Here is a 10,398-nt window from a genome sequence, read left to right as displayed (position 1 = left end):
GGGGGGGACGCCGGGTGTGCGTCTCCCCCGCTCCCGCCGTCATGGCGCGCGGGTCTGGCCGGTCCCTTGGACCACGAAGCGTTCTACGGTGAGTGCTTCCAGGCCCATCGGGCCATACGCGTGCAGACGCGTGGTGGAGATGCCGATCTCCGCGCCCAGGCCGAGCTCACCGCCATCGGAGAAGCGGGACGAGGCGTTGACCATCACCACTGCGGCGCGCAGCGCGCTGATGAAACGCTGGGCGGCGGACGCGTCTTCGGTGGCGATGACTTCGGTGTGGTCCGAGCTGTACTGCTGGATGTGGGACAACGCCTGTTCGAGGTCTTCAACGACGCGCACGGCGATGATCAGGTCGAGGTACTCGGCCGCGAAATCGTCATCGGTGGCCAGCACGGCCTGCGGCAGCCACTGCCGGGCGCGGGCGTCAGCGCGCACCTCCACGCCGCGTTCGCGCAATGCGGCTTCAGCCTGCGGCAGGAACGTAGCGGCGACATCGGCGTGGACCAGCAGGGTTTCCAGTGAATTGCAGGCCGAGGGGCGGCTGCATTTGCCATCCACCAGCAGTGCCAGCGCGGTGCCCAGGTCGGCGGCGCTGTCCACATACAGGTGGCACACGCCCTTGTAGTGCTTGATCACCGGCACGCGGGCATGTTCGGCCACGAAACGGATCAGCCCCTCGCCGCCGCGCGGGATGGCCAGGTCGACCACGTCGTTGAGCTGCAGCAGGGTGAGCATCGTTTCGCGACGCAGGTCTTCGACCAGGGTCAGCGCGGCATCGGGCACACCGGCCACGCACAGGGCGCGCTTGAGCGAGCCGGCGATGGCGGTGTTGGAATGGATGGCTTCGGAGCCGCCGCGCAGGATCACCCCGTTGCCGGCCTTGATGCACAGTGCTGCGGCATCGGCGGTGACATTCGGGCGCGCTTCGTAGATCATCGCGATCACGCCAAGTGGAACGCGGACCTTCTGTACGCGGATGCCGTTGGGGCGGATGTCGTCGCGGGTGATGCTGCCGACCGGATCGGGTAGTGCGGCCACTTCACGCAGGGCAGCGCTGATGCCGGACAGGCGCGATGGGTTGAGCGCGAGGCGGTCGAGCATCGCGCTGCCGGTGCCTTTGGCTTCGGCGGCGGCGAGGTCAAGCGCGTTGGCGGCGAGGATGGCGTCGGCGTCAGCGTCCAGTGCGTCGGCCATGGCATTGAGCAGCGCAGCCTTTGCCTCGGAGGAAAGCTGCGCCAGCACCTGGGCGGCGGCGCGGCATTTCTGGGCTTGTTCGCGGATGTTCATCTGCTCTCTCGTCTCCTCACACCAACACCAGATCATCCCGGTGAATCACATTGCCACCGTAGTTGTAGCCCAACACGCTTTCAATGTCGCGCGAATGCCGCCCGGCCACGCGGCGGATGTCGTTCGCCGAGTACTGGCTCACGCCCCGCGCCAACGTCACCTCACCGCTGTCGGTACGCAACCGCACCTGCACCATGTCGCCGCGGCGGAAATCGCCTTCGGCAGCGGTCACCCCGCCGGGCAGCAGCGAGGCGCCCTTCTCGCGCAGCGCGATGGCGGCACCTGCATCCACCACGATGGCGCCGGCTTCCAGCGGCGCGTGACGCAACCAATACTTGCGCGCGGCTTCACGGGTCTGCCCGGCATGGATACGGGTACCGAACAACCTGCCCTGCGCCAATGCGCGCACCACATCGCCATCGCGGCCGTTGAACAGGCAGGTATCGATGCCGACGCGGCCGGCCTTGGCCGCCGCTTCCAGCTTGGTGTGCATACCGCCGGTGCCGGCACCACTGCCGGCGCCGCCTGCCATGGCAAGCACTTCCAGGGTGAGTTCGGGTACGTCATGGATCGGCCGCGCCTGCGGATCGCGGCGTGGGTCGGCGCTGTACAGGCCGTCGATGTCGGTGGCGATGAACAGGATGTCGGCGTCGATCAACGCCGCTACGGTGGCGGCCAGGTTGTCGTTGTCGCCCAGCTTGAGCTCGTCCACCGACACGGTGTCGTTCTCGTTCACCACCGGCAGCGCGCCCAGCCGCAGCAGTTCGTTGAGCGTGGCGCGGGCATTGAGGTAGCGGCGACGGTTGCGCAGGTCGTCGTGGGTGAGCAGCACCTGCGCCACCGGGCGTTCGAAGAAGCGCTGCCACAGGCCGATCATCTGCGCCTGGCCGAGCGCGGCCAAGGCCTGGCGCGCGGCCATGGCGGCGCCGGCCTCGATCGCGCGCGGCACGATCGCACGGCCTGCAGCCACCGCGCCGGAGGACACGATCACCACTTCGCGCCCCGCCAGCACGTGCGCCGAGACGAACTGCGCCAGGCCCAGTGCATGCCGGGGCGAGAGGCCACCACCGTCGGCCGCCAGCAGGCTGCTGCCGACCTTGAGCACGGCCCGCTTCCAGCCCGGTACAGGCTGTTCGGGGAACGGGGACTGCACGCGGGTCGGGCTCATCGCAGGGGTTGCCTCAGCGGGTGGACCATTCGTGGACGGTGGCGGTGGCGCTGCCCTGGGTGATCAGCGGATCCACATCGACGATGGCCTGTGCGGCGGCGCGGTCGGCCACGTTGTGCAGCACGTAGGCGCCGCCGGTCTTGTCGGTGAAGCCGCCGGTGATCAGCAGCTGATCGCGCGCGCGGATCTCATCGAGGAAGCGGACGTGTTCGGCCCCCACCTCGTCGCGGAAATCCGGAGTGCGGGTGACCAGTACGAGATAGCAGATCTTCATGGCAGCAGCGCCGCCCAGCGCGCGCGCAGTTCATCCAGCCGCAGGTCGGCGGCCGCGCCGGGCGACACGCGCGCGGCCAGGCTGCCTTCGGGCGTACGCCCCTGCCCGGCAGTGTCCGACGCCGCGGCCGCTGCCTTGTAGGCCTCGCGGAACGGGACGCCGGCCACGGCCGCTTCCACGGCCACGTCGGTGGCGTACATGCCCGAATCGATGGCAACGCGCAGCTTGTCTTCGCGCCATTCCAGGTTGGCCAGCAATGCCGGCAGCAGTTCGAGGGCGGCCAGGCCACGGCCGAAGCCGTGGAAGATGGCCCCCTTGCTGCCCTGCAGGTCGCGGTGGTAACCGGACGGCAGCGACAGCAGCTGCTCGATCTCGGTACGCGCGGCGGCCACGCTGGCGTGGGTGGCGCGCATCAGTTCGATCACGTCCGGGTTGCGCTTGTTGGGCATGATGGAGCTGCCGGTGGTGTACTGCGCCGGCAGCGCGACGAACCCGTACTCACCGCTGGTGAACAGCGACAGATCCCAGGCCAGGCGACGCAGGTCCAGGGTGGCACCGCCAAGCGCCTCCAGCGCGGCCAGTTCGAACTTGCCGCGCGACAGCTGGGCGTAGATCGGCGAGATCTGCATGCGCGCAAAGCCCAGCGCCTGTGTAGTGTGGGCGCGGTCCAGCCGCAGGTTCACGCCGTAACCAGCCGCGGTACCCAACGGATTGGCGTCCACCAGCGCGAAGGTGTCGTGCGCGCGCACGGCATTGTCGATGAAGGCTTCGGCCCAGCCGGCCCACCACATGCCCGCCGAGGACACCACGGCGCGCTGGATGTGGGTGTAGCCCGGCACCGGCAGGTCCTTCTCCGCTTCAGCGCGGTCCAGAGCGACCTTGGCCACTTCGCGGCTCAGCGCGGAGACCTGCAGCAGCTTGTCCTTCAGCCACAGCCGGGTGGCGACCAGGATCTGGTCGTTGCGGCTGCGGCCGGTGTGGATCTTGCGGCCGGCATCGCCCAGCCGTTCGGTCAGGCGCGCTTCGATCGCCGAATGACAATCCTCGAAGCGCTCGTCGAGCACGAACGCACCGCTGCGGAAATCGCCGGCCAGCACATCCAGCTCACGCTGCAGGTCCGTGCGCTCGCTGGCGCTGAGAATGCCGATGTTCTCCAGGCCCTGCGCGTGCGCCTTGCTGGCCTGCACATCGTAGAGGAAGAACTCGCGGTCGAGGATGACGTCATCGCCGGCAAGGAAGGTCTGGATCTTTGCATCCACCGCTACGCCGGGCTTCTGCCAGAGAAGGTCTGCCATGTCGTGCTCCAATCAGTGCGGAATCGAGGTCAGTTCATCCAGGCCCAGGGCCAGGTTGAGGTTCTGCATGGCCTGGGTGGCGGCGCCCTTGAGCAGGTTGTCCAAGGTGGCTACGACCACCACGCGCTTGCCGCCCGGGGCCACGTCAAAGCCACCGATCTGCACGCCATGGCGGCCGGCGATGCGGCTTACCCACGGTGCTTCGTCGAGGATCTCGATCAGCGGTTCGTCAGTGTAGAAGTGGCGGTAAGCGTCCACGATCCGCTCGCGGGCCAGCGGCTGCTGCAGCCACAGGTTCACGGTCATGGTGATGCCACGGAAATGCGGGGCCACGTGCGGCATGAACTCCACCGGCACGCGCAGGTGCGCGGTGACTTCGCGCTCGTGCACGTGGTTGGTGAGCGCGTACGGCATCAGGTTGTCGCGCAGCAGTTCGGGGTTGTTCTTGTCCGATGGTGTGGTACCGGCGCCGGAAAAACCGGACACGCCAAAACATTGCGGCGGGCCAGCCAGCTGGTCCAGCAGCGGGCTGATCGCCAGCTGCATGGCGGTGGCGTAACAGCCCGGGTTGCTGATGTGCTTCTGGCCGGTGTAATCCCCCCGGGTCAACTCGGGCAGCCCGTAATACCAGCTGCCTTCGAAGCGATGGTCGGCCGACAGATCGACAATCACGGTGTCCGGGCGCGCGGCATCCAGCGCGGTCACGAACGGAGCCGACAGGTTGTTGGGCAGGGCCAGGATCACCGCGTCCACACCCTTGGCAGCCACGGCGTCGGCATCGAGGTTTTCGAAGGCCAGGTCGCCGGCGATCCCGGGATAGGTATCGGCCACGCGCTGCCCGGCCAGCTCGCGCGAGGACACGAAGCCCAGCACCAGCTGCGGGTGCGCGGCGATCAGCTTGACCAGCTCGGCGCCGGTATGGCCGCGGGCGCCAACGATACCGACGGTAAAGATCTTGGAAGTGCTCATGCGTGTGCGTCCAGGCGGTCCTGCAGGGCGCGCTTCACGCCCTGCCATTCCGAATCGATGATGGAGAAGACAATCGTGTCGCGCGGGCTGCCGTCGGGGTGGCGCTTGTGGTTGCGCAGCACGCCTTCCTGGGTGGCCCCCAGGCGGGCGATGGCCGCGCGCGAGGCGGCGTTGTGCGAGCTGGTTTCAAACGCCACGCTGATGCACTCCAGGCGCTCGAAGGCATGGGTGAGCAGCATCAGCTTGGCTTCGGTGTTCACCCCGGTGCGCTGCGCGTGCGGGCCGTACCAGGTGTAGCCGATGCTCAGGCGCGGCACCTCTTCTTCCAGCGCGTAGTACCGGGTGCTGCCGACTACGTTGCCGTCGGCATCGAGCACCGCGAACGGCAGTGCCTTGCCGGCGGCCTGGTCGTGCAGCGCAGCCTGCACATAGGCGGTCATGGTCTTTGCGCTGGGCACCTGCGCGTACCACAGCGCGGACAGCGACCCGTCGCCCAGCGCGCCGCGCAGGCCGTCGATGTGCGCCATCTGCAGCGGTTCCAGCCGCGCATGCCGGCCGTCCAGCGTAGGGACCTTGGTCCAGTCGGCATGGTTCATGGGTCAGCCCTCCAGGCTCGGGGTGCGCTTGGCGCAATGGTCCACGTAGGTGCGGATGCGGTCGAAGCCATCGGCACCGAACCAGAACACTTTCCAATGGTCCTGCTTGTAGCAGCCATCGGATTCGGCGTAGTAGAAATGATTGATCGGGTTGCCGTGGCGCGAGCGCCAGAACAGCTGCGGGGTTTCGTCCAGCATCACGTTCCACACCGCGCGGCCCAGGCCTTCGCCCTGCGCGTCATCGAGCACGGCGAACTTGTCCAGGTACACGCCTTCGGCTTCGTCGGTGAGGATCACTGCGGCGCGGTAGTTCTCGCTGACGTAGGCGCGCAGCAGGCGGGTCTTGTCGAAATAGTCCGGCACGAGCGTGCGGCCGAAGCTGGATTCGATCAGGCCCTTCAGGCGCGGCAGGTCCAGTTCGCTCCAGGCGGTGGCGCGCAGTACTTTCTCGCCCTTGCGCACAAGCGTGCCCGACCCTTTGTGGGTGAACAGTTCCTTGGCAAGGTCGGCCGGCCGGGTGATCGACACCGACGACTCCAGCGGCAGCCGGTCCAGCAGGTCCTTGATCTGTTCGATCTTGACCCGCATGCCGCCATGGATCCACGGCTGTTGCATCAGCTGGTCGTACTCGGTGGACAGGTTGATCGAGTCGATCACCCTGCCCTCTTCGTCGAGCAGGCCACCGGTACCGGTGAGGAAGATGATCTTGTAGGGCTGCAGCTCCTGCACGAGCTCGTTGGCAGCGAAATCGGCGTTGACGTTGAGGATCTGGCCGCAGCGGGTTTCGCCCAGGCTGGTGATCACCGGAATGGAACCAGCGCGCAGGCTGGCTTCGATCGGGGCCAGATTGACCTTCTTCACTTCGCCGACCAGGCCGTATGTGTCCTGGTCCAGGTACTCGGCTTCAAACACGCCCCCGGTGATCGAGGTGGCACGCGCTCCGTTCTGCTGCAGCGCTTCAACCAGCTGCAGATTGGAGGCCTGGAACACCCGGCGCACGATGGCCAGGCCTTCAGGCGACGTCACGCGCAGGCCGTTGACGGTCTGCTTGACGATGCCGGCCGCCGACAGTTCCGCGTCCAGCTGCGGACCGGCACCGTGCAGCACGATCGGAGTGAGTCCGACTTCCTGCAGGAACGACAGCGAGGAGGTCAGTGCGTCGAGGTCATCGCGCAGCACGGCACCGCCGACCTTCACCACGGCGAAGCGCTTGGCATCCACCTGTGAAAAGCGCTTGAGGTACTGGCTGATCTCCTTCGCGCTGGCCATGCTGGAAAGCAGGCGCACGATGGTCTGGCGGGTCTGGCGGTGGGGCTGGAGGGAAGAAGGCATTTCAGTATCGTCACGGGCGGCCGTGGCCGCGGTGGGAGATCCGTCAGTGGTGGGCCACGACGGCGTCATTCGGTCAGGCGCCGGCACTGATGATGCGGTGCACGGCATCGGTGTAACGCTGCAGCTGCTCCAGCGTCACGAACTCGTCGGCGGTGTGGGCCTGCGCGATGTCGCCCGGCCCATACACCAGGGTGGTGTAGCCACCGGCCGAGAACAGCGAGGCTTCGGTCCAGAAATCCACGGCGTTGCCGATCGGCAGGTCCAGTGCATCGGCCACGTCACGTGCCGCCAGGCGGCGATTTTCCGCCTCGGCGATGTCGCCGGCCGGCAGGCTGGGACCGCGGAACGTTTCGGTGAACAGCGCCGCTTCCGGTTCGGCAAAACCTGCAAAGGTGGCCAGCAGCGCGTCGATGTCCATCGACGGCAGCGGGCGGAAGCCGAAGCGCAGCTCGGCGGCGGGGGCGATCATGTTGGCCTTGATGCCGCCCTCCACGCGACCGATGTTGAAACGCAGCCCGGTCAGACCGCCGAAGCGGGCATGCGCCAGCGAGTCCACATGGTCCAGCGCGCGGTTGCCCCAGCGCATGGCCTGGTGCAGGGCGCTGGCCGCCGCATCCTGCCTGCCCGACGCGTGCCCGGCGCGGCCGGCGAAGTTCATCAGCACGGAACTGATGCCCCGGTGCGCCAGCACCGCTTCGCTCATGGTCGGTTCGGCCACCAGCACGGCTTCATACGGAATGCCACGGGCCAGGAACGCGGCGATGCAGCGCGGATCGTTGGCTTCTTCATCGCTGGAGAACAGGAACGCGGCATCACCGGTGCTGGCATTGGCCGCAGCCACCAGTGCGGCGGCCGCGCCCTTGATGTCGCACACGCCGAGCCCGATCACCCGGTCATCGGTACGCCGCATCACGTGCGGGTCTGCGCTCCAATGCGGGGAATCGGGCACGGTGTCCAGGTGCACGTTGAACAGATAGCGCGGCGTGCCGCGCACCGCATACAGGCTGACCGCGCCATCGCCATGGTCGATCACCTCCACGGTGAACCCGGGCAGGTTCGCGCGCAGGTAATCGAAGATGCCACCGGTGGTGATCGCACGCGGCGGGTTGCGGGTGTCAAAGGACACCAGCGCCTGCAGGTGGTTGAGCGTCTGTTCCAACATGCCCGGCCCTCAGCGGTTTACTTGCGCGTACAGCGTGGAGCTCATGCCGAAGAGCTTGATGAATCCTTCCGCCTCTTCCACGCCCCAATCGGCCGACTGCGCATAGGTCGCGCCCTTGGTGTTGAGCAGGTGCGGCGACTTCACCGCCACCGCATCGACGCGGCCGCCACGGGTTTCCAGCACCACTTCGCCGTTGACCTTGGCCTGCGAGGACTTCAGGAACGCTTCGATGTCGGTCTTGAGCGGGTCGTGGTAGAAGCCTTCGTACACCAGCTCCACCCACTTGCGCGCCACGTCCGGCTTGAAGCGGTTCTGCTGCTTGGTCAGCACCGCATCTTCCAGCGCGCGGTGCGCGGCCAGCAGCGAGACCAGGCCCGGGGCCTCGAACACAATGCGGCCCTTCAGGCCGATCACGGTGTCGCCGGTGTACACGCCACGCCCCACGCCATACGGCGCGAACAGCTTGTTGAGCTGGGCCAGGATCTGCTCGCCCGGCAGCGCCTTGCCGTTGAGTTCAACGGCTTCGCCTTCGACGAACTTCAAGGTGACATTCAGCGCTTCGGCCGGCCACTCGCTGCGCGGTGCGCACCAGCCGCGGGCCCCCTCGCCCGGAGCTTCCCAGCGGTCGATCTCGCCGCCGGACATGGTCAGGCCCAGCAGGTTCTCATTGATGGTGTAGGCCTGCTGCTTGGCGCGCACGCCGAAGCCGCGCTCTTCCAGGTACTTCTGCTCGTAGGCGCGGGTCTGGGTGTGTTCCTTCTGGATTTCACGGATCGGCGCGACGATCTGGTAATCGCCCAGTGCTTTCACGGCCAGGTCGAAGCGGACCTGGTCATTGCCCATGCCGGTGCAGCCGTGAGCGATGATGTTGGTGCCCAGTTCGGCGGCGCGCTTGAGCGCGGCATCGACGATCAGGTAACGGTCGGACACCAGCAGCGGGTACTGGCCCTGGTAGCCTTCGCCGGCCCACACGAACGGCTTGACGAAACCGCTCCAGATGGCTGGGCCACCATCCACGGTGACATGGCTGGTGACACCCAGTTCGGCGGCGCGCTTTTCGATGAAATCACGTTCTTCGTCGTCCACGCCGCCGGTGTCGGCGAACACGGTGTGCACGTTGTAGCCGCGCTCCTGCAGGTAGGGCACGCAGAAGCTGGTGTCGAGTCCGCCGGAGAAGGCCAGGACGATGTCTTTCTTGCTCATGGGGGTCGGGTCCGAAGTGGGGTTGTAAGAAAAACGGGGTGGAACGCGCGATTACCGGCCAGCCAACGCCGACATGATGGCCTTCTGCACGTGCAGGCGGTTCTCGGCTTCGTTGATGGCGATGCACTGCGCCGAATCCATCACGCCATCGGTGGCCTTGACGTTGCGGCGCAGTGGCAGGCAGTGGCTGAACACGCCGTTGTTGGTCATGGCCATCTTGGCTTCGTCGACGATGAAGTGCTTGTACTGGTCGCGGATGGGCTTTTCCGGCTCCCAGTTGCCGAAGAACGGCAGCGCGCCCCAGCTCTTGGCGTACACCACGTCGGCGCCGCTGTAGGCACTGGCGATGTCGTGGCTGATCTTCAGCGAGCCGCCGTTCTCGGCCACGTTCTGCTCGGCCCAGCCCATGTAGCGGTCGTCGAGGATGTAGTCAGCGGTCGGGCACAGCAGGGTCACGTCCATGCCCATGCGGGTGGCGATGGTCAGCGCCGAGTTGGCCACGGCGGTATTGAGCGGCTTGGGGTGGTAGGTCCAGGTCAGCACGTACTTCTTGCCGCGCAGGTCCTGGGTGCCGAAGTGTTCCTGCAACGCCATCACATGGGCCAGTTCCTGGCACGGGTGAGTGATGGTTTCCATGTTGATCACCGGGACCGGCGAGTACTTCGCGAACGCCTTCAGCACGATGTCCTCACGATCCTGCGCCCAGTCGATGAACTTCGGGAAGGCGCGCACGCCGATCAGGTCGACATAGCGGCCCAGCACCTTGGCCACTTCAGCGATGTGCTCTTCGGTGTCGCCATCCATCACGGTGCCGAGGTTGAACTCGATCGGCCATGCATCCTTGCCCGGCTGCAGCACGATCGCGTGACCACCCAGCTGGAAGGCGCCCAGCTCGAAGCTGGTGCGGGTGCGCATGGACGGATTGAAGAACACCAGGGCAATCGATTTGCCCTTGAGCTCGTCGCCCAGCTTGTTGCGCTTGAACAGCGCGGCCTGGGTCAGCAGGGCATCCAGGTCGGTACGGCTCCAGTCCTGGGTGTTGAGGAAGTGCTTCAGGGACATCGATCGATCCTTTGAGGCGGGTTTCAATGGAAGAAAGGGTACAAATGCAA

At 66.6% G+C, this 10,398-nt stretch carries 10 protein-coding genes; all 10 read right to left on the bottom strand.

Annotation, left to right across the window (positions count from 1 at the left end; translation table 11 throughout):
* Nucleotides 1-39: 39 nt before the first annotated feature.
* Nucleotides 40-1,287 (bottom strand): glutamate-5-semialdehyde dehydrogenase, encoded by a 1,248-nt coding sequence (locus ACTJI4_RS10190; RefSeq protein ID WP_440869282.1) that lies wholly within the window; start codon nucleotides 1,285-1,287, stop codon nucleotides 40-42.
* Between the two features lie 16 nt (nucleotides 1,288-1,303).
* On the bottom strand, nucleotides 1,304-2,455 hold the full coding sequence (gene proB / locus ACTJI4_RS10185; RefSeq protein ID WP_440869281.1) for a glutamate 5-kinase: 1,152 nt from the start codon (nucleotides 2,453-2,455) through the stop codon (nucleotides 1,304-1,306).
* Nucleotides 2,456-2,468: 13 nt separating this feature from the next.
* Nucleotides 2,469-2,729, bottom strand: coding sequence for a YciI family protein (locus ACTJI4_RS10180; protein WP_392921276.1), 261 nt, complete (start codon nucleotides 2,727-2,729; stop codon nucleotides 2,469-2,471).
* Nucleotides 2,726-4,024, bottom strand: coding sequence for an argininosuccinate lyase (gene argH / locus ACTJI4_RS10175; RefSeq protein WP_392921273.1), 1,299 nt, complete (start codon nucleotides 4,022-4,024; stop codon nucleotides 2,726-2,728). The genes ACTJI4_RS10180 and argH overlap by 4 nt, the downstream gene beginning before the upstream one ends.
* Nucleotides 4,025-4,036: 12 nt before the next feature.
* Nucleotides 4,037-4,993 carry an N-acetyl-gamma-glutamyl-phosphate reductase gene (argC, locus tag ACTJI4_RS10170; RefSeq protein ID WP_392921270.1) on the bottom strand — a complete coding sequence of 319 codons (957 nt, stop codon included), beginning with the start codon at nucleotides 4,991-4,993 and terminating at the stop codon, nucleotides 4,037-4,039.
* The gene (locus ACTJI4_RS10165) at nucleotides 4,990-5,589 is read right to left on the bottom strand and encodes a GNAT family N-acetyltransferase (protein ID WP_440869280.1); all 600 of its coding nucleotides are present in this window, start codon (nucleotides 5,587-5,589) and stop codon (nucleotides 4,990-4,992) included. The genes argC and ACTJI4_RS10165 overlap by 4 nt, the downstream gene beginning before the upstream one ends.
* A 3-nt stretch (nucleotides 5,590-5,592) precedes the next feature.
* Nucleotides 5,593-6,921 carry an acetylglutamate kinase gene (locus ACTJI4_RS10160; protein WP_068853209.1) on the bottom strand — a complete coding sequence of 443 codons (1,329 nt, stop codon included), beginning with the start codon at nucleotides 6,919-6,921 and terminating at the stop codon, nucleotides 5,593-5,595.
* Nucleotides 6,922-6,994: 73 nt separating this feature from the next.
* Nucleotides 6,995-8,083, bottom strand: coding sequence for an acetylornithine deacetylase (locus ACTJI4_RS10155; RefSeq protein ID WP_392921264.1), 1,089 nt, complete (start codon nucleotides 8,081-8,083; stop codon nucleotides 6,995-6,997).
* 9 nt (nucleotides 8,084-8,092) lie between these two features.
* A complete protein-coding gene (locus tag ACTJI4_RS10150; protein WP_392921261.1) occupies nucleotides 8,093-9,286 on the bottom strand; it encodes an argininosuccinate synthase in 1,194 nt (397 codons plus the stop codon).
* 51 nt (nucleotides 9,287-9,337) lie between these two features.
* Nucleotides 9,338-10,348, bottom strand: a complete 1,011-nt coding sequence (locus ACTJI4_RS10145; protein ID WP_392921258.1) for an N-acetylornithine carbamoyltransferase — start codon at nucleotides 10,346-10,348, stop codon at nucleotides 9,338-9,340.
* Nucleotides 10,349-10,398 lie beyond the last annotated feature (50 nt).

This window comes from Stenotrophomonas sp. 22385, from assembly GCF_052045085.1.
Lineage (GTDB): Bacteria > Pseudomonadota > Gammaproteobacteria > Xanthomonadales > Xanthomonadaceae > Stenotrophomonas.
The sequence above is the reverse complement of the archived record's forward strand: the minus strand, read 5'-3'. Positions and strand labels throughout refer to the sequence as shown.